This is a genomic window from Gemmatimonas sp. (assembly GCF_036405635.1).
Classification (GTDB): Bacteria; Gemmatimonadota; Gemmatimonadetes; order Gemmatimonadales; family Gemmatimonadaceae; genus Gemmatimonas.
On sequence record NZ_DASWXE010000136.1, the window covers coordinates 1 to 25353 of the forward strand.

The following is a 25353-nucleotide window of genomic DNA, read 5'->3' on the forward strand; positions in this document are numbered from 1 at the left end:
GTGGTGAGCGTGCGAGCCAATGCGGCATGGGCGTCCGGTCGCCTCCGCGATGGCGGTGCGCTGCGCTCCCTGCACGACCTGGTGGACGATCGCAATACGATGGTACGCCTGGCGGCCGTGACGTCCATTGGGCAGCTCGACTCGACGCGCAGTGTGACCACGCTGGCACCATTGCTTGCCAACGACCCCAGCCCGCAGGTGCGTCGTACGGTGGCGTGGGCGATCGGCAACATCGATCCACGTGAGGGCAGTGCGGCGCTGACGCGTGGCCTGCGAGACCGCGACGCCTCGGTACGGGAAATGGCGGCGTGGGCGTTGGGTCAGCAGCGCCGTCTCACCGACGAAGCGGGTGATGCGCTCATCGCGATGGTGACGCGCGATGAAGATCCCGACGCGCGCGAGTCTGCTGCCTGGACACTGGGCAATACGAATCATCGTTCGGCCGCGAATGCCCTCGCGACGGCGGCGGCGGAGGATCGCAGCGCCGATGTGCGAGAAATCGCGGCGTGGGCCGTGGGATCGATCGGCAATGGCAACGGCAGCACCGCGCCCTCGGCGTTGCTGCGCGCCCTCAAGGACAAGGAGCCCAAGGTGCGTCGCGCCACGGCGTGGGCACTGAAGGAACTGCACGATCCCGCCACGCTGAATGCCGTGGTGGACGCGCTCGAAAAGGAAGACGTGGATCGGGTACGACAGGCCCTGGTGCGTGCCGCGGCTGATCTCGGAGGGGGCAGTGACCGCGCGGTGCGAGCCCTCGTGAATTCGTCCGATGCCAAGGTGCGCGAACTGGCGGTGCGATCGCTGGTGCGTGGTCGTGCGGTGGATCCCTGGCCGTGGCCGATGCCGCGTCCGCGCCCGTTCCCCTGATCGGCGACCCTCCACATGCTCTTTTCATTCGCGCGTACGGTGCTGCACACCGTGCGCGAGGGACGGGTGCGCGCTGTGACCTCCTTTACGGTGGCTTCGATGGCCGCCATGGCGGCTGCCGTGACCTGCGTGGGCGATGTTGGTGCCCAGGCAACGGGTAACACCAGAACCGAAGGGGCGTCGGCGGCGGTGACGCCCACCCGTACGCCGGCCATGCTGCCGGCCACCGCGGTGCGCGCCGCCAACACGCCCGTGCTGGATGGTGTCGACAACGATGCCGTCTGGCAGAACGCGCCGGTCGTGGACGGGTTCCTGGAGTATCAGCCGCGCGTCGGCGGTGAACCGCGCTTCCGCACCACCGTGCGCGTGGCTTTCGATGACAAGGCGCTGTACGTGTTCGCTCGTATGTACGATCCCGCACCCGACAGCATCATGGCGCTGCTCAGCCGGCGCGATGTGCGCACCAACAGCGACCATTTCAAGGTGGTGATCGATTCCTATCACGACCGTCGCACGGGTTACGAGTTTGCGGTGAACCCGGTGGGCGTGAAACGCGACTTCCTCGTGTACAACGACAACAACGAGGATGTCACGTGGGATGCGATCTGGGACGTGGCCACACGCATCGACTCGCTGGGGTGGACGGCCGAGTATCGGTTGCCATTCAGTCAGCTCCGCTTTCCCGCGCAGCAAGCGCACACCTTTGGGCTGCTGTTTGTTCGTGAGATTGCCCGTACCGGTGAGCGCCTGAGCTGGCCGCTGTTCCGGCCTGATGCGCAGGGCTTCATCTCACAGGGCGGGGATCTCGTGGGATTGCAGGACATCCCGTCGCCGCGTCGTCTGGAGATCACGCCATATGCGCTGACCAAGAGCACCACGCGATTCGGGGCCAACGGCGCCACGCACCCGCAGCAGAGCACTGTGGGGGCCGATCTCAAGATGGGATTGGCTTCCAATCTCACGCTCGATGCGGCGGTGAACCCGGACTTTGGTCAGGTGGAAGCTGATCCGTCGTTGCTCAACCTGTCGGCATTCGAGCCGTACTTCGAGGAGCGGCGTCCGTTCTTCCTGGAGGGCGCCGGCATCTTCGCGTTCCGCAACTTCTGCGGTGACATCGATACGGGATGTCGAGGCCTGTTCTATTCGAGGCGTATCGGCCGCGCGCCACAGTTGGTGGGGCGCTTCGGTGATGCGGCGAGTCCGCAGCAGTCCACCATTCTCGGAGCAGCCAAGATCACGGGCCGCACCAACAGCGGGTTGTCGGTGGGCGTGCTCGACGTGGTCACGGAGCGCATGGTTGGGACGGAGAACCGCACCATCGAACCGATGACCAATCACGCGGTGGTGCGATTGCAGCAGGATCTCGCCGGTGGCCAGAGTGGCGTGGGGGCAATGGTCACCGCCGTCAATCGTTCACTCGACGAATGGACTCAACCCTGGCTGCGGCGCGAGGCGTACACCGGCGGCATCGACGGTCGGCATCGGTTCGGGCAACGCAACTACGAAGCGACCTTCTCACTCTCAGGCAGCACGGTGCGTGGTGATGCGCGCAGCATCCTGCAGTTGCAGACCGACGGTGTGCATCGGTACCAGCGTCCCGACGATGCGCTGCAGGTGGATTCGTCTGCGACTTCCATGAGCGGCCACGCACAGCGTGTGTCCCTCAGCAAGTTCGGCGGTGGCATCACGCGCTTTCAGTTCGTGTACCAGCGCTTCTCGGCGGGCTACGAAACCAACGACCTCGGCTTCCAGGCGCGTGCCGACCAGCAGATCGCCCGTGGCTGGTATGCGTTCCAGTTGCTCAAGCCCACCGCGTACTACCGTCGGGCGTTCATCAACACGAACTTCGGCACTGATTGGTCGGCCGCCGGCATGAACACGTGGAACAGTGCCAACACCAACTGGCACATCGAACTGCCCACGCAGTGGTGGCTGCACGGTGGCATCACCGCACAGACGCTGTTCCCGGCCTACGACGATCGTGTGGCGCGCGGTGGACCGGCCATCCGACTGCCGTCGGGATTCAACTACAGCGTCGGTGTGGAGGGCGACCCGCGTCGTGTGTTGATCCCGTCGGTGTTCATCGGTGGGCGTCGTGCCGAAGAGGGGCGCAGCTCGAGCTTCTGGGTGGATCCGAACCTGCAGTTCCGCGCATCATCGCGATTCTCGGCATCCATCAGCGCGAGCTGGCAGCGCGCAAACATCGGATCCCAGTGGGTACGCAATCGCACGGACAATGTCACGGGGGCGCTGCAGTCGCTGTTCGCGCCACTCGAGCAGACGACGTTCTCCAGCAGCATTCGCCTCAACTTCACGGCGACACCCACGTTGTCGTTGCAGGTGTGGGGACAGCCCTATCTGTCCACGGGCGACTACGATCGTCTCATGCTGCCCGCCGCGCCGCGTGCTGCGAAGTATGCCGACCGCTGGCAGGTCACGGCGGAGGATGGCGGCGGATTCCAGTTCCGCGAGTGGCGCTCCAACGTGGTGGCGCGCTGGGAGTATCGCCCCGGGTCCACCGTGTTCCTCGTATGGCAGCATGGACGCAGTGGCTACGAGGATATGTCGGGGCGCTTTGCCTTTGGTCCTGACATGCGTGACCTGTTCGGGCTGCCGCCGAACAACACGTTCCTGCTCAAGGTTTCCTACTGGCTCAATCCCTGAACTCCAGGTGAACCGCTCATGAGCTTCTGTATCACGCTGTGGTTCTTCGTGCTGCTGTTCGCGGGCGGATAGCGTTGCTATCGGCGCACGCGCTCGATGCGCACGATCTCGATGGGTGGTTTCAGCGACTGACCTTCAGCGGGCCGCTTCTGAATGGCGCGCACGATGTCCATGCCCTGCGTGACCTGACCGAAGGCCGCGAAGCCCTGCCCGTCGAGATTGCGGTGTCCGGCAAAGTCGAGTGAAGGCTGATCGCCAACGCAGATGAAGAAGTCCGAGGTGGCAGAATCGGGGCCGCCTCGGGCCATGCTGAGGGTACCGTCGCGATGCTTGAGGCCCGTGGTGTTGGTGCGTTCGAGCGGGATGGCGGGGAAACGGGTGCGCGTGGGTGACGGATTGGCACCACCCTGAATCACCTCGATGCGCACGGTGTCGCGCGGCTGATTGTCCATCGTGACGGTACGATGGAATCGGCCGCCGGTGTACGCGCTGGAATCGACATAGCGCAGAAAGTTGCGCGCGCTGATCGGTGCCCGCACGCTGTCGATTTCGGCCAGGATGGTGCCGAGCGATGTCTCGATGCGCACGGCCACGGTGCCGGGGCTTGCCTGCTGTGCAGGGGCCGTGATGGGCAGCGCGGAGAGGCCGAGCAGGATCACGCAGGCGGCGATGGCAGCGGAGCGCGCACGCTGCATGAGAGAGGTGAACATGGCCTCAAGAATGGCTATATTTCAGTCTCGAGGCCACGCCCTCGCCCATTCTTGGGAAAAGTCCGGGACGGCCCGGCCCTACTTCACTGGAGGGCCGTATGGCCGCTTGGGGTTCGCTGCTGGTTGCTGGAGTGCTGGAAGTCGTGTGGGCGTACTACATGAAGCAGTCGCAGGGATTCACGCGACTCTGGCCCACAGTGATCACGTTGACGACGATGATCGCGAGCTTCGCGCTCCTGTCCCTCGCCATGAAGACGCTGCCGCTGGGTACCGCATACACCGTGTGGACGGGTATCGGTGCCATTGGTGCGTTCGCGGTGGGCATTCTGGTGCTTGGTGAGACGGTGAGTGCGATGCGTCTCACCGCTGCCGTGCTCATCGTGGCGGGGCTGGTGCTGATGAAATTGTCGTCCTGACAGGGCCCGTTGGCCCAATGCTCAGCGTTGCCCCTTGAGCGTGAGCCAGGCTGTGTAGCGATCGGGGGGCGTGGGCGCACCCGGCGTCTCGGGCCACGGCGTCACAGAGTCGAGCGTCACACGAACACCGGCAACGGTCGTGTCCGACGGCGGCGCACCCCATCGCAGCTTGAACGGTGTCACGGGCCCGCCGCCGCTACGATAGCCGAGGGTGACATCCACATCGCCCATGCGCACACACACGACACTGCGTGGGCAGCGGGAATCCTGATCCACTGACAGAAGCGACACTGACAGGGCGCCACTACTGGTGGGGACGGCCTGGCCGACGCGCACGGCCTGTGATGTCGCGTCGGTGGGAGCATCGGTGTCGTGTGTGGCGCCGCCGGTGGTGCCACTGGGCGAGCAGGCGGCCAGCAAGGCGGTGGTCGCGATGATCGGGGAGACGGCCAGACGTGTCTTCATGGGAGGCACGGAAAGGGGTTTGTCGATCCGTATGCCGTACCCCGTGCGAGAGGGGTGAGTCACGGCCGGGACGCCATTGGCAGGGACGAATGGCGTGGAGCGCATGGCCGCCTGCAACCCGGCGCGGCAGATTGGCGCCATGACTCGGACTTCGGCGGGATTCCTGTCGCGCCTCTGGCGTGTGTGGATCGTGATCGCGGTGGTGGATGGTGTCTTCGCGACCTGTCTCAGCGTGTTTGCCTATGGCTCCACGTTCACGCGCCTGTGGCAGGGCGTCGCGTCAACGGTGTTGGGCGCATCGATGATCGATGGCGGGGCACAAGCCACGGTGCTGGGGCTCGCGGTGCATGCCGGTGTGGCACTGCTCTGCTCTACTATGTTTCTGCTGCTGAGTGAGCGAAGTGCGTGGCTGCGCGCTCAGCTGCGCACGTTGGGTGGTGTCATGCTGGTGTCCGCGTTGTATGGCCCCTTGGTATGGAGCCTCATGTCGCTGGTGCTTATTCCTCTCGCGACCGGGCGTCCGCCGAGTGTGACGGGTCGGTGGTGGTTTCAGCTTGCGGCGCATGTGCCGTTTGTCGCGTTTCCCATTGTGTACATGACGTCGCGCGTGAATGAACGTTTTCGGGCGGCGTGGCATTGAGGAGGAGACCCTCGCCACACATTTGCCCGTGGCGTGGCGACCCCATGATGTGGATCAGGCCTTGCTCCAAGCCTATGCCATGACGGTCAGCCGCAAGCGCATCTGACGTCTCTACCGTGTTTGCAGTGCCCGACGCGTACACCGTCCAATGCGCGGTGTACGCGTCGCCCACGCCACGGCATCGCCGACAGCACCGAACACCTGGTCGGCAGCCGTCGGCGAGGACGGACCGGTGGGCGTGGCCAGCGGCGGTGTCGCGGGGCCCTGCGCGAGCGAGGCATCGATCGCATCGAAGAACGCGCTGTCTCCGGGTACGTGGCTCATCGAGCGCCGGGCTGCCTGCACCGTGGCTTGCATGTCGTCACTGGCGCCGAGCAACGCCGTGCGCACTTCATCGCAGTTCGTGAGCACCAGCGATTGCAGCGCCTGAAGTCGCAGCGTGCGCGGCAATGTGGAGTCCGCGATGGCTTCATTCAGCTCGCGCCGAAGCTGGTGGGTGGGCGTGCCCGCCGTCTGGTTCATCATGCTCTCGATGAATGCCATGCGGGGTCGAGCCATCGCCGTGCGATCCATCATGGCCGCTGGAGAGTCGGGTGCGCGCAGTTGTTGCAACCCATCGCGTGCCATGTCCACCAATGTCGCCCCAGCCAATGCGTCGAGTGCACCGGTGCCCACGTCGATGATCGAAAATCCCACCGTCAGTGCGCGACGCAATGACTGCTCGGCGCCAAGTGAGTCGCGCATCGCAAGTGACCACGCCGCCCGGTAGATGGACGCAATGGCCAGTTGCCGCGCATCGCCAAACGCGAGCAGGGCTGGCATCGGAACCCGGGCACTGTCGCCGATCGGCACGATGGGCTGCATCAATCCCAACGCGGGCGAGAGGCGCGTGAGTTGCTCGAAGTCGGTCCACAATGGTGCTTGCGCCATCGCGCCGAGATAGGACAACTCGGCGCTGGTGAATCCCTCACGCGCCCGCGCAATGATCATCGACGGATTGGGTCCACGATACTGTGCAGAGCGGAGACCGGAGAACATGCCCGCGTCGGGGGCAAGCGAGTTCCAGGGGCGCGATGCGGCGCTGGTTTCGCGGCGGCGGTTGGGCAGAATGGGCTGCACGGCGCCGAGTTGCTGCAGGGCGACGGTGAGTGAATCACGCAGCGCTGGCACGCCATGCGCCGGCACGACAAGCGCTGGCGCTAGCGCGGCATCGAGCCGCCAATCTCGCAGCGAGTCCAGCGCTGTGAGACGGGCGCCAATGCGGTCGAGATCGAAGGTGCGTGTGGGGCGCGACGTGCCGATGGCCACGATGGGTACCAGCACCAGCGTGATCACCACCGCCGCGAGCACTTGGGCGAACAGCATGCGCATGCTGCGGCGCGACGGGGCGCGAAGCACGTCGTCGTCCGATGACTGCTCATCGTGGGGGGGGCGCATACCGGTCGGCATGAATGCAATCTGCGCGCTGGGTCAGTCGAGCGGCATGGGCAAAAACGCCGCACGCCCCGGCTGCGTTTCGGACGCGCCTGGGGCGTGATCGGTTGTTTCTCTATGACTGCAGCGATCCGGGAGACAGTCCGGATACGCATCTGGAGGGGTGTTGCCTCGTCGCCGGGCCTGATCGCCCGGCGACGAACGTGATTTACCGCAGCGTGATACCGACCGAGATGGGCACCCAACGGATTGCGTTGCGGCTCGCCAGGCTGCCATCGTTGCTCAGGTAGTCGTTCGTGTTGCCGAAGACGTTCACGAAACGCGACTCCACGAACATGGCCGCCGGGCCGATGCCGAACTCCATACCACCACCGATCTGCGCGCCGAAGGCATTGAGACGCACGCGATTGCCGTTGTTGAATTCGACCGGCGGCGTCTCTTCGCCGTCACCGACCACCTGATCGATTGGCGAGTTGCGGCCGAAAGAACGGAACTGGTACATGCCCGCACCACCCACACCGTAGATACCCACCGCACCAAGCTGGCCACGCGCGGTCATGTTGAGTGTGGCTGAATAGATCTGTGGACGATTGGCCGGGACGGCGAAGCCCTGACCCGACGCATTTCGTACGACGACGCTGCGATCACTGCCGAGGCGGTTATAGCCCAGGTCGAGACGAACACCGAGCAGCTGATTCGGGCGGTGAAAACCGATCGGCATGTGGAAGTTGTAGCCCTGCTGATAGCCCGCATCGCTCAGCTCGAGCGAGGGGAGCGCCGTACCACCGCCCAGCGAGACATAAAAGCCGCTATTCCGGAAGAGCGCGACGTTGCGGCGGATCGGCTGCTCAGTCGTGCTATCGCCGCCGGCCGTGCTTGCCGTGATCGGCGAGCTGGCGACGGGAACCTGATTGGAAAGCGCCACCGGCGCGGAGCCCTGCGCCCAGAGCGCGACCGGAGTGCCGATGGAGCAGGCGAGCGCGGCGCAGGTGATGGCTGAGGAGAGGCCCTGACGCGCGGTCGTGAGGATGGATGGCATTGAGTAGGACATGTTCGCCTCCGAGGGGGTCGTTGCTATCTCAGTCGCGGGCGGCGCCGGGTTGGAGGACTCGCGCGGCCTTTGGACTGGTGGAACGCTGCGGCGCATCGTGAGCGATCGATCGTGAGTGCGAACCTGCGTGCGAACTCGTGATGGATCAGAAACGGCACGTCCAGCGGCTGCGATCAGGATAGGAGTTTCCGGACGTCCGCGCGCGTTCCCGGATGAGTGATCTTTGACACCCCCATTGGCGGGGAGTGACCCCTGTCCAAAAGGGGCAGTGAAAGACTCCGCTGGCGGCTACTGGTTGCTCTGCGCAGGGAATCCTATTCTGCTCCTGTGCCAGACGATGTCCGAACGACGCGCCCGCCATGGCGGCATCGGTAAGCATCGTCATCAACCATCGACCGAACGGCATCGGTCGTCATCATACAGGAGGGTACCATGTTGACTACACTGGCCATTGTCCTGCTCATTCTCTGGGCGCTTGGGATGGTGTCGTCGTACACTATTGGCGGCTTCGTTCACATCCTGCTGGTCGTGGCGATCGTGATGGTGCTGCTGCGAGTCATCCAGGGTCGCAAGCCGATCTCCTGACGATGTACGACGCAGGCATCAAACGGGGCCGCATACACCATGTATGCGGCCCCGTTTGGTTTTCGAGAACCAACCGCCCTGCCGACGATCAGCGTGGGCGTACCGCGTCCAGCAAGCTGCGCAACCGCGTCATGTCCAATGGCTTGACCACGTGCGCATCAAAGCCCTCGGAGAGAGCACGTTCCCGATCTCGTTCAGCGCCCCAGCCCGTCATCGCAATCAGCATGGCTTTGCGAGGAACGTGCTTCGAGCGGACAATGCGAGCGAGCTCGTAACCGGACATTCCGAGCAACGAGACATCGACAAACGCGATATGAATTGGTGCGTCGATCGGCTGCTCTTCCGTGAGAAACGGAAGCGCTTCCTCCGCCGATGACAGGGCAAAGGCGTAGCACCCCATCAGCTCCAGCACCATCACCATGCTTTCGCGTACATCCTGATTGTCGTCGATGACCAGCGCGCGGATTTCGGTAGGTGTCATGCGTGTGTTGTAGAAAGAGGCCGGCGATCCCTGGGATCGACACGGCATGCAAGCACGGACGGTGCGTCGGCGCACCAACTGTGCGTGTGAACGTGACTCACCGGGCGCTGGCAATCCGCACACCCGGTCGGCATTTTCTACCGTTGGGTCCCGGAATGGTGCTCCGGAATATGTGCGCGCAATCACCTGGCAACACGGGCGGTCCATGAGCGGTGCATCAGGGGATGTGTCAGCCTTGCTGCACGAACTGCGCAACCGCCTGATGCCAATGCAGTTGCGCATCGACGCCGGCCAACATCTGGCGGCCGGCACATCGCTGGAATCCCTGATGTCGTCCCTGCATTCGTCCATGCGGGACGTCACGGCCTTGGTGGACGCGATGCAAACGGCGGTCGGCTCTCCCACATTGTCCGGCGCCCCGCACAAGGCGGAGCCCACGGCGTCAGGCGATGCGCCTCCGGATCAAGCGCCGACCATACCGCATCAGCCGATTCATCTGCTGCTGGTGGACGACAACGAAGTCCTTGCGGAAGCGCTCACGGACTTTGCGCTGGCCGATGCTCGCATCGGCGCGGTGCGACTCGCGCGCAATGCCGCGGAGGCGTGGCATCAGCTGGCGGCGCACCAACCCCACGTGGTGGTGCTGGACGTGCACCTGCCCGATGACGATGGCGTCGCACTCTGCGCCGCGATGCGGGCCAGGTATCCCAATGTGCCGGTGGCGCTCATGTCGGGCATGGTGGACGAGGCCTTGCTCGACGCGACCCAGCGCGCTGGTGCGGCCGGATTCATTGCGAAGGGCTGCGACCCCCGTGCGACGCTCGACGCCTTTGTGCGCGCCACACAAGGTGTCTGGACAACACTACTCCCCTGACGGCACCCAAAGGCGCGTCAGGGGAGCATGAGTTGGTGCAGCGTGGCCGGCGAAAGCCGTCACCAGCAACCCGTGGCCATTAGTTCGTCGGCGAGTCGGCGAACCAGAAGAGGTTCACCTTGCCCTGCGGCGTACGGGAGAGCACCAGCGTGTAGGCCTTGCCCGCCTCGAAGTTCATCTTTGGCGTGGTGAGCAGCGACTCGTTGCGGTTGTCGGCGCGGATCTCGAGCACGCCCGACCACGGGTCGATCATCTTGTAGGCGTCTTCCTCGCCGTAGTCGAGGCCTTCCACCAGACGCTCACCGTTGCGCGGCTGCACGATCACTTCACGCACGCCCGGTGCGGCATGCACGATGCGAATAGCGGCCTTGCCCGGCTCCTGCACCAACTGATCACGCACGACCAGCGTCTCGAAGTTCGTGCCTTCCTGATTCTTGAGCACGATCAGGCTGTAGCGATCGCCGTTGGTGAGCAGCTCACGATTAGTGTTGAGCGGCACGAACGTGCCGGCCACCGTGTCACCCACCTGGAAAGAGGCCCAGGTCTGGTCGATCGGCTGGTACGCGCTGGCGTTCTGGAACTTCACCGACGGCAGCACATGGGATTCATCGGCGCGGATCATCAGCTCACGCGACATCGGCACGGCGTTCACCACACGGACCAGGGCGACACCGCGCTCGTTGGCGCTGTCGGCGGACATGGCGTTGGCCAGCGTGCCGTCTTCCGAGCGCGTTTCAACGGCGCGATCGTCACCGGCTTCGCGGCCGCAGGCCTGCGTGGCGATGACAGCAGCAGCAACAAGGATCAGGGAGCGCGTATGATTCAACATGGCGGGGTCTCCAGTAGGCGGGATAACGATCGAGGGACTGATATGGCGTGCCGCATGACTGCGCAGGCACCATCCAGTTCGCTCCCCAGTATCTCCCCTTTGCCCTCGGCCAACCATTGCACGCCTGACGCATCTTTCCCTGCCCCCGGGAGGGCAGAGTCACCTCTTCCGGAAGTGACTCTGCTTTCTATCTCTTGGGAGATAGGACATGCGACTGCTGCGGTGCGCTCAGAGCTCGCGGATGAGGCCGCGCTTGATGCCAATGGTCACCGCCTGCGTGCGGTCACGCGCACCGAGCTTCTGCAGAATGGCCTTGATGTGGGCCTTCACGGTGCCTTCGCTGATGTAGAGCGTGTTGGCGATCTCGATGTTGGACCGGCCTTCGGCGAGACTCTTCAGCACTTCGAGCTGCCGCGCCGTGAGTGCGTCGTTCGCCACATGCTCAGCCAGCTTGGCGGCAATCGCAGGATCGATCGCCTTGCGTCCCGTGTAGACGGCACGCACGGTGTCGACCAGTTGCGCAGGCTCGACATCCTTGAGAAGATAGCTGGATGCGCCCGCGCGCAGTCCGCGAAACACCTCTTCGTCCGTGTCGTACGTGGTCAGCAGGATGACCCGTGCGTTGGGGAACTCACCGCGGATGGTGCTCGTGACTTCCGTGCCGTCCATCGGCACCATGCGCAGGTCGCAGATGACCACGTCGGGGAGCAGCTCGCGGTACAGGTCGATGGCGGTGGCGCCGTCGCCGGCCTGACCGATCACCTGCATCCCGTCCACGCCATTGAGCAGCGCGGCGAGGCCCTCGCGCAGGATGGCGTGGTCGTCTACCAGCAGGATGCGAATCGTCGTTGCCGACATCAGGCGAGTTCTCCGGAGATGGGGATGCCGTTGGATACCGTGGAAACTGCACAACTGCAGCGGGATATCGTCAGTGCCGTCACCCACGATCTGGGAAGTATCGCCGGTGCGCTCGCACTTCGCGCGGAAATTCCCGGATCGGGGGACCCGGCGGTCCAGGAGCGCCAGCGGGCGGTGCTCAAGTCGCTGGCGGACCAGGTGCGCGCCGCCATGCGGATGCTGGAGGTCATTCGGGGCGGGGAAGGACGGTCCGGCCTTGGCGCCGCTCGTGCCGCGCCCGAGGGTTGGTGGATAGATCAACTGCGTCGACTGATCCTGACCGCCTTGCCGCGCGGTTCGTCAGGTGAGGTGACGGCGTCTGACGCGGTGGCCCCCCTCAACGAGTGCGATGTCGGAGGGCTCACGCTGCTGCTGCTTGGTGCGTTGCATCACCTGGCGCCGCAGCGGCAGGCCGGCTCGGTGGCGTTCGAAATCACGGTACGCCCTGCTGCAAAATCCGGCTCGGATGCGGACGAACAGGCCGTGCAGGTCACCCTGACCATCGGTGCCGGCCATCATGCCGACGGGCGTGGCCCGAAAGTCGGTGCGCGACGTACTCGCTGGCAGCGGTACTGCGAGGCGCTCTGTGCCGACCGGGCCTGGTCGATGACCTGGTGGCAGGCACAGTCGCCGGACCGGCTCATCTGGCAGTGCCGCCTGTCGCCTTCAACTGGCGGCTGACGCGGGTCAGCAGCTCCCCAAGCAAACGCGGATCTGCCGGCTTCACGAGGTGATGGTCGAAGCCGGCGGCCTTGGCCCGCTGCCGGTATTCCTCGTTGCCCCAGCCCGTCAGGGCGATGAGCACAAACGAATCACCGTTGGGCAGGGCGCGAACCTGCTCCGCCGTCTCGAAGCCATTGAGGCCTGGCATGCCCAGGTCGAGGATGAACACCTTGGCCCGGCCCGTGCGCGCCAATGCGATGGCCTCGTGCCCGTCATGCACCGTCGTGACATCATGTCCGCCCACACGGAGAATCGTCGCCAGTGTGGTGGAGGCATCGACGTTGTCATCGCAGATGACGAGCGACAGCGAATCCGCTGAGGAGCGGCCCGTGTCGGTGCTGAGCGTATGTCCGCCGCCCGCATTGGCGGCGGCGAGCGGCAGGACGACCGTGAAGGTCGATCCATTGCCTTCGCCCGGGCTCTCCGCCGTAATGGTTCCCCCGTGCATCTCCACCAGACGCTTCACCAGCGTGAGGCCGATACCCAGACCACCCGTGGTGCGCTCGAGGGTGCGATCGACCTGTGCAAACAAGTCGAACACCTTGTGCAGCAGATGCCGGGGAATGCCCTGTCCCTGATCGCGCACCGTGACGACGGCGTGTTTCGCCGTGGTGCTTACGCTGACGTGGATATCGGTATCGGGTGGGCTGTACTTCGACGCGTTGTCGAGGAGATTGGCGAAGATCTGCGAGAGACGCGCCGCATCGCCTTCCACCACGACCGGTGCCTCGGGCGCCGTGATGTGCAGGCGCTGCGAACGGGCGACCAGCGTGGGATTGCTCGCCTCGGCTGCGTTCTTGAGCTTGATCTGCAGTGTGAGCAGGTCGTGCCGCAATTCCAGCTTGCCGCTGGTGATGCGTGAGACGTCGAGCAGATCGTCCACCAGACGCACGAGCTGGCCGAGCTGGCGCTCCATCATGCCGCGGGTACGCTCGATGATCTCGGGCGACGGGGCCGCGAGGCGCAGGATCTCGACACCATTGCGCAGTGGCGCCAGCGGATTGCGCAGCTCGTGGGCCAGCGTGGCGAGGAACTCGTCCTTGCGACGATCGGCGTCCGAGAGGTGCGCGGCCAGTGATCGCAGCTCGTTCTCGAGTTGCTTGCGATCTTCGATGTCGAGGACCGATCCGATGAATCCAAGGAATTCGCCGGCTTCACCGAAGCGCGGGGTGGCCGTGTTGATCACCCAACGATAGGTCCCATCGTGGCGGCGCATGCGCAGCTCCTGACGGAACGTGCGATGGGTCTGCATGGCTTCCCGGAATTGCCGCAACTGTTCTTCGCGGTCGTCCTGATGCACCCGCTCGTAGGGAACGATCGCCGCGATGTCGATCGGCCCGATGCCGGTGAAATCGTGCCACTTCTGATTCACGTAGGTAATCGTGCCATCGGACGCGGACATCCAGATGATCACTGGCGCACTGTCGGCCATGCTGCGGAAACGCTCTTCACTTTCGCGCAGTGACATCTCGGCCGCGCGACGCTCGGTCACATCGAGCACCAGGCCGGTGAGCACCTTCTTGCCGTCGCGCGTCAGTTGGACTTCGCCGCGTACCTCGACCCACCCGAAGTCTCCCGGTACTTCGCGGAGAATGCGGCATGACACCTGGAACGCTTCGCCGGGTTGATCGACACTTTGCAGCGCCTCGGCGACGGTTGGCAGGTCCTCCGGGTGCACGATGGCCAGGGCGTCGTTCAGCGTGGGCAGCAAATGCCCCGGCTTGAGACCGAAGACATCCGGTCCATTCTCCGAAAGTGCCAGCTCTCCCGTGTCGAGGTTGATGTCGAATGACACGAGGCGTGCCGATCGCAGGGCGAGCATCAGGCGCTGTTGGCCGTAGCGAATGCGCTGCTGTGTGGCCTGCTGCTCCGAGACGTCGCGGAAGACGAGTACGCCACCCAGTCGCACGCCGGACGGCGTGACAATCGCCGCGGCCGTCTGGTCGATGGGGCGCGCCGTGCCATCCTGGGCGCGCAGCGTCAATGAGTGGAGCTCGGAGCGAGATCGACGGCCAGCCAATACCGCCCGCACGGGGTGCTCAGCAAGACTCGTCGACGGATCGAAGGGGATGCGGTAGACTTCCTCGAGCGGCTTGCCCACGGCAGCCATCGACTGCATGCCGGTCAGCTGCTCGGCGATGGCGTTCATCGTGGTGATGTTGCCGTTGGTGTCGGTGGTGATGACGGCATCACCGATGCTGCGCAACGTCGTGTCGAGGCGTTCGCGTTCTTCCGCCAGCAGTGCGGCTGCTTCGCCGCGCGCGGTGAGCTCCCGGCGCAGGACCACCACAAAGCCAAGGAATGCCACGAGGGCCGCGAGGCCGGCGAAGACTCCGCTCCGTGCTGCCTGCTTGTAGGTGAGGTTGGCTTGGGCGGCGCGCTCGTTGAGCAGCACCCGTTCCGCCTCGACCATCTGGTCGACCAGTCCGCGTAGCGAATCACCCGTTCGTCGTCCACTGCCCAGTCCCCGCATCACCTTCCGCGCGGCCTCGAAACCCTGAGTGGCGGCAGTCTCCTGCAGCACGTGCAGGGCGTCCAGGCGCACCTTCGCGAACGCCGTCAGTGTGATGAGACGACTACGCTGTGCGGCGTTGTCCGTCAGCAAGGTATCGAGAACGGACACGCGCTGGGCGACCGCGGCACGAATGGCAGGCACATTCACCATGTCGAGCGAATCGCCGGTGACCACGAAGGCACGGACACCCGTCTCGGCGTCCTTCACGAGCAATTGCAGGTGCGCCAGCTCGTTGACCACTTCGTGGCTGTGGGCGAGCCAGCCTGCGTTGCGTTCGATTTCCCGGGTGTTGCTGACCGTCAGCGGGACATTGATCGCCAGTACGGCAGCAGCGATCACCGCGCCCCAGGTGAGAGAGCGCGTGGTGAGACGATCAAATGGATTGGAAAAGTTCTTGCCGGAACTGCGAGGCTGTGACGCCATGACCGCAATGAGGGGGAAGGGTCAGGGCGACTGCGCGAGCCGGGCCTGCCAGAGGAGAATCAAACGATCGAGTGCGTGCTCCGGATCGGGATCGAGCAGCGGGTCGCCACCCGGGCACTCCACCTTGTGCTGAAAGTGCAGGTCCGTTGGGGAATTGCCAACTTCCGGCGCAACATCGCTGCCGGGAGCACCATTCCCCTCGAGCACGACGACCAGCTCGATATCGGTGCCCCACCCGTCGGCGCGCTCTGCGAACCAGAAGTCCCAGCTATGTCGCGCGCGCTCAGAAGTGACCGTGGTCCAGGTCAGGAGACGCCCGGGCACATCGGCGGTGCACACCGTTTCCCAGGAGCAGGGCTCGATTTCGCACTCAACGCGCCAACGTGTGCGGGCGCCATGCATGACGGCATGAACACCCGGCGCGAAATCCGCAGCCAGCGTGGCGTGATCGCGCCAGAGCGCGTAGGCAAGGTGCGCCGACGCACGTACGGTGAAGGATCGGATGTATCGTCGAACAGGAGACACGAACGCTCGTACCGGCACAGGCGAGTACAGAAGTCGCGCGGGCCTTGCTGGGGCAAGCGCGGACTGTGCGACTCATCGGGCCGCTCACGCGACCGCGAGTGAATAGTCGTCTTCGGTATCCAAGCTGGACACTATCCAAAAGGGGTAGATCCTCGGTCCGCTTCGGGCGTTGTACGGAGTCCTGTGTGTGTTCAGGTCCAGCGCCATTCCCCGAAAGGATCAGATCCAGCTCGGCGAAAGGGCCGCACCAAAGATCGGTCATGCGGCCAACTGTGTTGCCCAGTCACGACGGCGAATGTTCGCATGTCGCCGATGTCGATGTGCGGACCGTCCAAGCGGACCGTCATCCTGCGGCAACCATCTATCTCACGTCATCAGGAGGACTGCCATGAATACCGATCGCGCCATGGGTGCCTGGACGCAGGTCAAGGGCAAGCTGAAAGAGCAGTGGGGCAAGCTCACCGACGACGAACTCGATCAGATGGAGGGCAAGTGGGAGCAGCTCTCCGGCCTGATCCAGCAGCGCTACGGTGAAGCCAAGGACAAGGTGGAGGATCAGCTCAATCAGTACCGCGACATGATGCGGAATGAGCCGGCTCCGCCGCCGTCGGGTGCGGCCTACGGCACACCCAAAGGCAGCCTATGACATTGACATCGCGCCGGCGGCTTCGGCGCGGTGAGTCTGTCTGGGTCGGAGATTCCGGCACAGCAGTACGCACCACATCGTTGCCAGCCGCCGTGATGGCTGATGTCGTAGTCGTGGGCGCGGGGATCAGTGGAGCACTGGTCACCCGCGCCCTTCGGCTGTCCGGTCGCGACGTAGTCATTGTCGATCGGCGACGTCCGCTTGCCGGCAGCACGATGGCGTCCACGGCCCTGTTGCAATATGAACTCGACTTGCCGTTGCATCGGCTGGCGGAGCACGTTGGATGGTCGCGGGCGTCCCGAGCCTGGCGCCGGTCGGCTCGTGCGGTGCAGGAGCTTGGGGACATCGTGCGTGCCAATCATCTGCGCTGTCAGTTCGCCTCGCGTGACAGTCTGTATCTCGCCGGTTCGCGCTATGGGCGCGTCGCGCTCAAGGAAGAGGCGATCGCCCGCCAGCGGGCCGGTCTCGATGCGACGTATCTCGACGCCGCATTGCTGCGTGATCACTATGGCATTGAGCGAACCGCCGGTATCGTGGGCCCCGGCGCCGCGGTGGCGCACCCGGCACGGCTGACGGCGGGCTTGCTGCGACGTGCCATGAAATCGGGTGTGCGACTCTATCACGGCGCCAACGTCGTGGATGTCATGCCGATCCGAAATGGCGTGCTGCTCACCACGGACGATGATCGCGTGCTGGTAGCCAATCAGGTCGTCTTCTGCTGTGGCTACGAAGTGCCTCGCCTTGTGCCGCCCCGTACGCATCGCATTCACAGCACCTGGGCCATTGCGGCGCGCGTGCGTGGAACGCTGCCCTCGTGGCTGTCGCACACCGTGGTGTGGGAGGGGGCCAATCCCTACATGTACCTCCGGACGCTGGGTGACGGCTACATCGTGGCGGGAGGGCGTGACGAACAGGATGGCAGCGCCCACACCGATCTGGATGCGCTCCCGCAGAAGGCTGGATTGTTGCGGGAGGATGTGCGGGATCTGCTCCCGGCCCTGTCGCTGGATGTGACACACCGCTGGGGCGGCGCGTTTGGTGAGTCCGCGTCGGCATTGCCGCTGATCGATCGCCTTCCGGGGCACTCGCGCGCGTGGGTGGTGGCAGGCTTCGGCGGCAATGGCATCACGTTCAGCGTGGTGGCAGCCCAGGTGGTCGCGGCCGCGCTACGAGGCGAGCGCGATCCGGATGCGGCACTTTTTCGCATTGACGCGCACCTTCGCTGAGCCGCATGGGGCGTGCAGTGGACGGTCAGGCCAGCGCGCGCTCCACACGCAGCAGGTATTCGCGCGCATCGAACGGCTTGGAGATGAGCGCGTCGGGAAATTCAGCCGCAATCTCGCTCAGCTCGGCCGCCGCAATGTCGCCCGTGACAAACAGAAAATGCGGCAGCATCGACGGCATTTCGCGCCGTATCCATTGGAACAGCACCACGCCACTCTCGCCTGGCATCTTCACGTCGCAGAGGATGGCGTGAAACTCGCTCCGCGCGATGGCTGCTCGCGCCGCGGCGACACTGTCGCAGGTCTCCACCTCGAGGTCCAATCGCTTGAGGAGGAGACTCTGCGCACGCTGGATGGCAGGTTCATCGTCCACCACGAGCACGCGCTGCTGCCGTGACGTGGAGCGTATGGGCAGTGCGACATCGGGTTCGGCCTGCGCAGCCGCTGGTGCTGCGACCTGGGGGCGCACAAAACGCAGCGTGAAGCACGCGCCACCCGAGGGCTGATTGCCAGCGATGATCGATCCACCGAACGATGTCATGAAACGTTCGGCCAGGGCCAGACCGAGTCCGGTCCCCTCGCCGACGCCCTTGGTGGTATAGAACGCCTCGAACACGCGCGAAGGATCCTGCAATCCCGGCCCATCGTCCTGCACCACCACTTCCACGCTGTTCGGTTCGATGCGGGTAACGACGCGGACCAGTCCCTGCTTGCGTGGTTTGAGCGCATCGAGCGCATTGTTGATGATGTTGAGCAGCACGCCCTGTAGCTGCTGTCGTTCGGCCATCACCAGCACATCGGGAATCGGCTCGATCTGCAGCGTGATGCCGGCGCCGGCAAACGCGAATTGCCGGAGTTCACGCACCACGTCCACCGCTTCGCGCAATGAAACCGGTCCCACCTCGCTCTCGGCGCGGCGCGCGAACTGCAACAGGCTGCGCACCAGCAGCCGCGCACGCTGGGCTTCGCGCCGCATGGGCTCGACAAATTCGGTCGAAAGCTGCTCCATGCTGGGCGGATCGTTTTCATTGAGCCGTGTGGCGAGCAACTCACTGCTGGCGAGTACCGTGGCCAGCGGGTTGTTCAGTTCGTGGGCGAGACCGGCCGTCATGCGGCCAATGGCCCCCAGTTTCTCCGCCTGCACGAGTTCGTCCTGCGTGGCGCGCACACGCGCCAGCGCGGCGGTGAGCGCGTCGTTGCGGGCCTCGAGATCGGCTCGCGCGGTGGCGAGGCTGGCCGACATCTCGTTGAACGCCTGGAAGGTGGACGCGAACTCGCGGTCGGCGGCCCGGGGCATGCGCACGTCCAGATCACCCGCACCGACCCGCGCGACGGCAGCGGTGAAATCTTCGAGGGGATCGGTTACACGACGACGCACGAACCGCATGGCCAGGACGATCTGCATCAACAGCATGCTGGCAATGAAGGCGATGCTGCCGATGGTGAGGCGCTGCAGGGTGCTGCCTTGGGTGTCGGCGAGCGTGGTGAGCGCCTGTTCGCGCAGATCCACGAAACCCTGCAGGGCGTCGAGCAACTGAAAGGCGTGCTGCACCATTTCATTGTTGCCGGCGGCGGCAGTGGCCATCTGCTGGTTGTCGGCGGCCATTACGCGCCGCGCCGCGACTTCCATCTGCTGGTGCTCTTCCTTCACCGACTCGATCTGCAGGCGTTCGGCAGGCGATAGTGTGCGGAACAGATACTGGCGCACGTCATCGTACACGCCATGACCGATGGAGTCGAACGCAGCCAGGCGGGCGCGGGAACCACGACTGGTCGGATCGCCGGCGATGGCGAGCTGGCTCATGACACCGCGAATCACCGCGTCACCGATGCGCTGCTCCTCGATCACGTGCGCTGCGGTGCGTCGCAGCTGCAGTTGCTCACGGGAGCCTGCGGCTGCGATGACCGCGAGGGCCACCACGGCGCTGATCGCCATGGTGACGCCGGCCACGAACAAACGCTCGCGCAAAGAACGCTGCGGGCGCTTGGTGTCAGTGGTGCGGGCGCGATCGGTGGACATCAGGGGCGTCTCAACGATCGCCGGTGGCGATGGAATCCGGGGAGGGTATTCGCAGCAGGATGGGATCACGGCGGACATCGCCATCTACCGAGAACGAAATCGATCCGGTGACGCCCTGGATGGCGGAACGCTCGCGTCCCAGTTCATCGAGGAAACGTCGCACATCGTCGCCCGATCGCGCTCCGTTGCGAATGGCTTCCACGATCACGCGCATCGCATCGTAGGCGAGGGCCTCGCCCCCACCGGGCGCACGGCCAAAGCGTGTGCGATAGCGTTCACGAAACCGGCGGCCTTCCGCCGTGGCATTGAGGTCCACGAAGTCCACGTACCACACACCGGTGAGCACACCGTCGACGTTCCCGCTGAGGCTCCATGCCGTGGTGGCATCACTGGCGAACACCGGCAGCTCACCCAGCGAGGCGCGAATGGCCGGCAGCACGGCGTGCAGCGAGGCCGGTCGACCAAGCCACACGATCACGTTGGGATCGGCGCGGATGACCGATTCGATGTCGGCGAGTACCGTGCGGGCGCGTCCCGGGCTGTCGAGGTGAGGCAGGTCAGCGACAACACGGAGCTGCATCGAATCGAGGCTGGCTGCGACCACCGTACGCAGGCTGCGGCCATAGTCATCGTTCACGTACAACAGTGCCACACGTGCCCCATTGGGGCGGGCTTCGGCGACGGCCTGCGCGAGCACACGTCCCTGGCGATGGTCGGGTGGCACCATGCGAAACGAGAACGGTCCCGCAGACGAGTAGAGCTGCGCTGTGGACGTGGGGGCGAGCTCCACGACCTTGGCATCGTTGTAGAGCTGTGCGGCGGCCAGACTGGCGCTGCTGTTGGTATGCCCAACAACCGCGACAAGGTTGGGTCTGGTTAGCAGTGTGCTGGCGAGTTCGATGGCCGAGGCGGCGACCGAGCTCTGTTCAGCGAGGAACAGCGTGTCGGCGATGGGCGGTGTGCCTGGTGGGGCGACATCTTCGAGCGCCATCGTCACCGCTTCGTTGAGCGTGGCACCCAGCGCGGCACCGATCAGGGGCCGGGGCTGCTCACGGCACGCCAGCAAGAGGAGCGGCGCTGCGACGGCCGCCAGGTGGCGCCGGAAAGCCATGCGTGTACTGGAGAGCATGCGGTGCCGGTGGAGGTCGCAGGAAGATACGCGGGGAGTATCGGTGTGCGCCACGCGGGTCGCTAGGTTGGAGAGATCATGACCACACCCAGTGCGACATTTCGTGATTTCTCTCTCCGTTCGATCGACGGCGAGCCGCTTCCCATGTCCCGCTTTGACGGGCAGGTGGTGCTGTTGGTGAACGTCGCCAGTCAGTGCGGCTTCACACCGCAGTACAAGGGACTGGAGCGTCTGTGGCGGCAGTACCGGGACCGCGGTCTCGTGGTGCTTGGCTGTCCCTGCGATCAATTCGGTGCGCAGGAACCGGGCGACGAGGCAGAGATCGCCCGGTTCTGCTCACTCACATACGACGTGACATTCCCATTGTCTTCCAAGCTCGACGTGAACGGCGATTCCGCCGATCCGCTCTGGGAGTGGGTGAAGGGGCAGGAGCCCGGTGTGCTTGGCACCACGTCGGTGAAGTGGAACTTCACCAAGTTCCTGATTGGTCGTGACGGTACGGTGCTGGCACGGTTTGCACCCACGGTCACGCCTGATGAACTGGAAGCGCCGATAGTACGGGCGCTCGCGCATCCTCCGGCCGTCGGCTGACTGCGCACGACGCGCTGATCAGTGTGGTACGGGTCAACGCGGTGCGGCGTTAGCGGGGTGCGGTGACGGTGATCTCGAACGTCCGGATGTCCGCGGGGGCAACGGTGATTGGGGCCGGCGCCACACCGGGCATGTTGAAGTGATACACCAATCGGACCAGCTGCTTCACGTTCCTCCCGCCGACACGAGCAGGACGGAAGCGCGCGGCCGCGGCCGCCTGCGCCACACTCTGGCCAATGGTGGGGTGACTGGCGCTGACGATCTTGACTGATCCCGTCATCACGAGGCCCGAGGTATCAACCACGAGCTGCGCCTGACTGGAGCCGGCGGTGCGACTCGCGAGCAACTCCGCCGGATACCGCGGCGGGGCGGTGCCTTCGATGAGCGTGGCCTGACTGTCGAGCTTGAACTCGACCATGGGCTTGGCCGGCGGTTGCACCGTGGCCGTGGCTGGTGAAAGCACCCGGGCATCTCGCACGCTGGCCAGGGCGCGAGCGAACCGTGGCGAGGCACTGATCGCGATCACCATGATCGCAGCGCCGCCGAGGGCGAGCGAACGAACGGTGCGTGCGCGAGAAGAAAGTGGTGAGGCACGCATGGCGGTGATTCTCCTGCGAAGAGTGGTGGGCGATCCGGCCATGTGCGAACCCAGTGTTGCCGCGGCCGGTGAGGCGGCAAAGAGCGGGTGGCTGTGCTGGCGATGCGCGACGAACAGCAGCAACTGCGCGTACTGGCTGGCCGTGGCACCGCCACGGATCACTCGGCGATCACAGTCCACCTCCGTGGCGATACGCGTGCGACGGGCGAGCAGCCATACGGCAGGATTCCATGGAGCGAGGATCGTCAGCAGCCGTGCGATCGTGAGCGTGACCTGGTCACGTGCGCGCACATGCTCCACTTCGTGCGACAGGATCATGGCGCGCAGGCCGCCATCCAACTCGAAGAACCACGACGGGAGCACCATGCGCGGGCGCAGCACGCCAATGACCGCTGGGCCGAGATCCCGTGTCACGAGGGTCGACTGACCATTCACGGTGCGCGGTTCGGCATCGTGCATGTGCCGTCGCAGCACGCGCGCCAGAAGCCCCCATCGCACCATCAGCCAGAGGCTGGTCACCGCCCACGCGAGCAGTAGCGGGATATCCAGCACGCTGAGTCGTGTCCCGAGGTCGGGCATGGATGGAATGTCCGCAGGCAATCCAGCGACGACCGCGTTGGCCGTCGTGAGCACCCGCGTCATGTTCGTTGTGCCTTCCGGTGTCCACAGCATGGGTGCCAACAGCGGCCACGAGACCGCAGACAAGGTGGCCACGATCCAGACGCTGCGTGTCTGTCGCGCACTCAATTGCAGCAGGGTGTCCAACATCAGCGCCGCGATGACCACGAGGGCGCCGAAGGCAATGCTGCTGAGCATCCACAGCGCAATCATGAGGACCGCCGGCGTTTGGTGGTGGACGGCTTGGGCGATGCCGGCGATGCATCGCTGTGCTGGTTCCGGGCGCCCTGACCTTCGGTGATGCGTCGGGCGATGGCCTGCAATTCCGCTGCATCGACATGCTGGTCGTCGACGAGACGGGCCAGCAACGATTCTGCGGAGCCACCGAAGAAGCTGCCGAGCACCCGTTGCAGTGCCGATTGCTGGGCTGCGCGCTGTTCGACGCGGGGGAAGTAACGGTGCGCGCGCCCCTCGGGCTCATGTCGCAACAATCCCTTGGCTTCGAGATTGCGCAGGATGGTGAGCACCGTGGTGTAGGCGAGATCGGCCTCGAGTCGTTCGCGAATCTCGGTGGCGGTGCCACTGCCATGCTGCCACAGCAGGGTCATCACATCGAGTTCGCGTGCACCAAGCGAAAAGTCGTCCATGACGGTTGACGGGAGGGTATAAACTATGCTCGTAGTAGATAGTGGTGTCGTTGTTCGGTTTTGTCAACTATGTGGTTAGTAGTCGGTGGCGGGGGCGCGGAGGGGGTATCTTTCAGCATGACGTCGGATTGCTCGCGCCGCGCGTTCCTCGCGCGCCTGGGATCACTGGCTGGTGGTGCCGCCATGCTCGGCAGTGTCGGTGCGGCGTTGCCGCTGGTGCGCGCCGAAGCACTGAGTGCTCCGGGCATGATGCCGCGCATGGCACCGCACATGGCACCGCGCCGGTGGTTCGAGTTCACGTTCGCGCGGTTGCGTTACGACTCCGGCGACTGGGACTACAACCCCAAGGTGTGCGCCAATCTGCTCGATGCGGTGGTGCAGTACACCGAGATCCCGGTGAATCAGCAGGAAGTGGTCATCACCGCAGACTCGGCCGAACTGTCCGCGTTTCCGTTCCTGTTCATGACGGGCCACAAACTGGTGCGCTTCAGCGACGCCGAGCGGAAAGGGCTGGTGCGCTTCGTGGAGAACGGCGGTCTGCTGTTCAGCGATGACTGCAACCACGATGTGAATGGCCTGTACGCCAAGACTTTCGAGGCCGAGATGGTCAAGGCATTCGGGCCGAACGCGATGCCGAAAATCGGACGAACGCATCCGCTGTACTCGAGTTTCTTCGAGTTTCCCGATGGCCCACCGCGCACCACGCATGAACTGAATGGATGGGGCGACAATGTGGTGCACGACTATCTGCGCGGGGTGGAGCGTCGCGGGAGACTTGGCGTGCTGTACTCCAACAAGGACTACGGCTGCGAGTGGGACTACGACTGGAAGAACAAGCGCTTCCGTCGGCGCGACAACACCCGGTTTGGGGTGAATGTGGTAGTCTACGCCATGACGTGAGGTGTGTGGCTGTCCTGCTTCCCGCTTCCTCTCCAACTCCCTCCTGACTCCTCTGGAAACCAATGACGCGGTGGCGACCAATGTTCGTCGCCACCGCGTCACGATATCAAAAGGGAACAGGAAGGAGTTGGACAGGAAGCAGGGCGCAGAAAAAGCGGGGGCCGCGACAACATCGCGGCCCCCGCTTCCTTTCCCACTATCGACAGTTCAGTCGAAGGCGGCGCCGACGTTGATCCTGCGGATCAGCATCCACGGTGAGCCGTGTGAGATGCTGTTCGTCTGCGTCGGCTGTCCCTTGGCATCGCCACCGGTGCCGTGCATCTGCCATTCCTTCGGGCCTGTGATGCCGTCGAGGTTGGCCCAGAAGTCGGTGGTGATGGCGTTGTACGTCACGTCGGTCACCTGACGCGTGATCTTGCCGTTCTTGATCTCCCAGAAGATGTGGCCGCCGAACTGGCCATTGTACCGCTGCTGGTCGATGGAATAGCTGCCACGGCCGTCGATCATCACGCCGTCCTTCACATCGGCGATGAGCTGATCGCGTGTGGGCGAATTGGCCGGACCCGGCTCGACATGCACGTTGGGCATGCGCAGGAACGGATAGTCGCGCCACGTGCTGCCGAAGGTGCAGCCCCGGCTTTCCTTTTCGCCCACGAAGTGCGCGGTTTCGCGATTGGTCTGCAATCCCACGAGCACGCCGTCACGAATGAGCGGCCACTTCTGCGTCCTCACGCCATCGTCGTCAAAGCCGACGGTGCCAAGACCCGCACTGGTCTTGTCACAGGTGACGTTGAACTGCTTGGAGCCGTACTTGAGCTTGCCCACGTCGGAGAGCTTCACGAAGCTCGTGCCGGCGTAGTTGGCCTCATAGCCCACGATGCG

25 protein-coding genes are annotated in these 25353 nt (G+C 64.7%); 11 read left to right on the forward strand and 14 right to left on the reverse strand.

From position 1 onward, the window contains the following. A partial coding sequence (locus VGE27_RS11240; protein WP_331049747.1) for a HEAT repeat domain-containing protein occupies nt 1-867 on the forward strand: 867 nt, incomplete at its 5' end. A gap of 15 nt (nt 868-882) precedes the next feature. Then, on the forward strand, nt 883-3531 hold the full coding sequence (locus VGE27_RS11245) for a DUF5916 domain-containing protein (protein WP_331049748.1): 2649 nt from the start codon (nt 883-885) through the stop codon (nt 3529-3531). Nucleotides 3532-3608: 77 nt separating this feature from the next. Here VGE27_RS11245 and VGE27_RS11250 read toward each other — a convergent pair whose 3' ends face one another. Continuing rightward, a complete protein-coding gene (locus tag VGE27_RS11250; RefSeq protein WP_331049749.1) occupies nt 3609-4241 on the reverse strand; it encodes a peptidylprolyl isomerase in 633 nt (210 codons plus the stop codon). Between the two features lie 98 nt (nt 4242-4339). On the opposite strand from VGE27_RS11250, the gene VGE27_RS11255 reads away from it, so the two are divergent. Beyond that, entirely contained in the window at nt 4340-4657 is a 318-nt protein-coding gene (locus tag VGE27_RS11255) for a multidrug efflux SMR transporter (RefSeq protein ID WP_331049750.1), read from the forward strand. A gap of 21 nt (nt 4658-4678) precedes the next feature. Here VGE27_RS11255 and VGE27_RS11260 read toward each other — a convergent pair whose 3' ends face one another. Further along, on the reverse strand, nt 4679-5122 hold the full coding sequence (locus tag VGE27_RS11260) for a hypothetical protein (RefSeq protein WP_331049751.1): 444 nt from the start codon (nt 5120-5122) through the stop codon (nt 4679-4681). A gap of 139 nt (nt 5123-5261) precedes the next feature. Here VGE27_RS11260 and VGE27_RS11265 point away from each other — a divergent pair, with 139 nt between their 5' ends. Next, nucleotides 5262-5762 (forward strand): hypothetical protein, encoded by a 501-nt coding sequence (locus tag VGE27_RS11265; RefSeq protein WP_331049752.1) that lies wholly within the window; start codon nt 5262-5264, stop codon nt 5760-5762. Between the two features lie 111 nt (nt 5763-5873). On the opposite strand, the gene VGE27_RS11270 is transcribed toward VGE27_RS11265, so the two are convergent. Next, the gene (locus tag VGE27_RS11270) at nt 5874-7199 is read right to left on the reverse strand and encodes a hypothetical protein (protein WP_331049753.1); all 1326 of its coding nucleotides are present in this window, start codon (nt 7197-7199) and stop codon (nt 5874-5876) included. Nucleotides 7200-7404: 205 nt separating this feature from the next. Further along, a complete protein-coding gene (locus tag VGE27_RS11275) occupies nt 7405-8247 on the reverse strand; it encodes a hypothetical protein (RefSeq protein WP_331049754.1) in 843 nt (280 codons plus the stop codon). Nucleotides 8248-8679: 432 nt separating this feature from the next. On the opposite strand from VGE27_RS11275, the gene VGE27_RS11280 reads away from it, so the two are divergent. Next, nucleotides 8680-8832: a lmo0937 family membrane protein gene (locus VGE27_RS11280; RefSeq protein WP_331049755.1), complete on the forward strand. Its 153-nt coding sequence runs from the start codon at nt 8680-8682 to the stop codon at nt 8830-8832. 88 nt (nt 8833-8920) lie between these two features. Here the strand turns inward: VGE27_RS11280 and VGE27_RS11285 are convergent, their stop codons facing one another. Further along, nucleotides 8921-9313: a response regulator gene (locus VGE27_RS11285; RefSeq protein WP_331049756.1), complete on the reverse strand. Its 393-nt coding sequence runs from the start codon at nt 9311-9313 to the stop codon at nt 8921-8923. A gap of 205 nt (nt 9314-9518) precedes the next feature. On the opposite strand from VGE27_RS11285, the gene VGE27_RS11290 reads away from it, so the two are divergent. Then, nucleotides 9519-10187: a response regulator transcription factor gene (locus tag VGE27_RS11290; protein ID WP_331049757.1), complete on the forward strand. Its 669-nt coding sequence runs from the start codon at nt 9519-9521 to the stop codon at nt 10185-10187. Between the two features lie 79 nt (nt 10188-10266). Here the strand turns inward: VGE27_RS11290 and VGE27_RS11295 are convergent, their stop codons facing one another. Both VGE27_RS11295 and VGE27_RS11300 read right to left on the reverse strand, forming a co-directional pair. Beyond that, entirely contained in the window at nt 10267-11016 is a 750-nt protein-coding gene (locus VGE27_RS11295; protein WP_331049758.1) for a DUF4397 domain-containing protein, read from the reverse strand. Between the two features lie 228 nt (nt 11017-11244). After that, complete coding sequence (locus VGE27_RS11300; RefSeq protein WP_345788011.1) at nt 11245-11877, reverse strand: response regulator transcription factor; 633 nt, start codon at nt 11875-11877, stop codon at nt 11245-11247. 21 nt (nt 11878-11898) lie between these two features. Here VGE27_RS11300 and VGE27_RS11305 point away from each other — a divergent pair, with 21 nt between their 5' ends. Continuing rightward, nucleotides 11899-12594, forward strand: a complete 696-nt coding sequence (locus VGE27_RS11305) for a hypothetical protein (RefSeq protein ID WP_331049760.1) — start codon at nt 11899-11901, stop codon at nt 12592-12594. Here VGE27_RS11305 and VGE27_RS11310 read toward each other — a convergent pair. Beyond that, a complete protein-coding gene (locus VGE27_RS11310) occupies nt 12554-15574 on the reverse strand; it encodes a PAS domain S-box protein (RefSeq protein WP_331049761.1) in 3021 nt (1006 codons plus the stop codon). The two genes, VGE27_RS11305 and VGE27_RS11310, sit on opposite strands and share 41 nt — an antisense overlap. Nucleotides 15575-15595: 21 nt before the next feature. Then, a complete protein-coding gene (locus VGE27_RS11315; RefSeq protein WP_331049762.1) occupies nt 15596-16099 on the reverse strand; it encodes a hypothetical protein in 504 nt (167 codons plus the stop codon). Nucleotides 16100-16487: 388 nt separating this feature from the next. Here VGE27_RS11315 and VGE27_RS11320 point away from each other — a divergent pair, with 388 nt between their 5' ends. Both VGE27_RS11320 and VGE27_RS11325 read left to right on the forward strand, forming a co-directional pair. After that, a complete protein-coding gene (locus VGE27_RS11320; RefSeq protein WP_345788010.1) occupies nt 16488-16745 on the forward strand; it encodes a CsbD family protein in 258 nt (85 codons plus the stop codon). Nucleotides 16746-16840: 95 nt separating this feature from the next. Beyond that, a complete protein-coding gene (locus VGE27_RS11325) occupies nt 16841-17971 on the forward strand; it encodes an FAD-dependent oxidoreductase (RefSeq protein WP_331049763.1) in 1131 nt (376 codons plus the stop codon). A gap of 25 nt (nt 17972-17996) precedes the next feature. Here the strand turns inward: VGE27_RS11325 and VGE27_RS11330 are convergent, their stop codons facing one another. Continuing rightward, a complete protein-coding gene (locus tag VGE27_RS11330; RefSeq protein ID WP_331049764.1) occupies nt 17997-19988 on the reverse strand; it encodes an ATP-binding protein in 1992 nt (663 codons plus the stop codon). Between the two features lie 10 nt (nt 19989-19998). Beyond that, entirely contained in the window at nt 19999-21117 is a 1119-nt protein-coding gene (locus tag VGE27_RS11335; protein ID WP_331049765.1) for an ABC transporter substrate-binding protein, read from the reverse strand. Nucleotides 21118-21195: 78 nt separating this feature from the next. Here VGE27_RS11335 and VGE27_RS11340 point away from each other — a divergent pair, with 78 nt between their 5' ends. Next, entirely contained in the window at nt 21196-21708 is a 513-nt protein-coding gene (locus tag VGE27_RS11340; RefSeq protein WP_331049766.1) for a glutathione peroxidase, read from the forward strand. Nucleotides 21709-21757: 49 nt separating this feature from the next. Here the strand turns inward: VGE27_RS11340 and VGE27_RS11345 are convergent, their stop codons facing one another. Next, a complete protein-coding gene (locus tag VGE27_RS11345) occupies nt 21758-23137 on the reverse strand; it encodes a M56 family metallopeptidase (RefSeq protein WP_331049767.1) in 1380 nt (459 codons plus the stop codon). After that, nucleotides 23134-23571: a BlaI/MecI/CopY family transcriptional regulator gene (locus tag VGE27_RS11350; RefSeq protein ID WP_331049768.1), complete on the reverse strand. Its 438-nt coding sequence runs from the start codon at nt 23569-23571 to the stop codon at nt 23134-23136. The genes VGE27_RS11345 and VGE27_RS11350 overlap by 4 nt, the downstream gene beginning before the upstream one ends. Nucleotides 23572-23820: 249 nt before the next feature. On the opposite strand from VGE27_RS11350, the gene VGE27_RS11355 reads away from it, so the two are divergent. After that, nucleotides 23821-24471 (forward strand): DUF4159 domain-containing protein, encoded by a 651-nt coding sequence (locus tag VGE27_RS11355; protein WP_414653559.1) that lies wholly within the window; start codon nt 23821-23823, stop codon nt 24469-24471. Between the two features lie 207 nt (nt 24472-24678). Here VGE27_RS11355 and VGE27_RS11360 read toward each other — a convergent pair. Beyond that, on the reverse strand, nt 24679-25353 hold a 675-nt coding region (locus VGE27_RS11360; RefSeq protein ID WP_331049770.1), incomplete at its 5' end, for a TldD/PmbA family protein.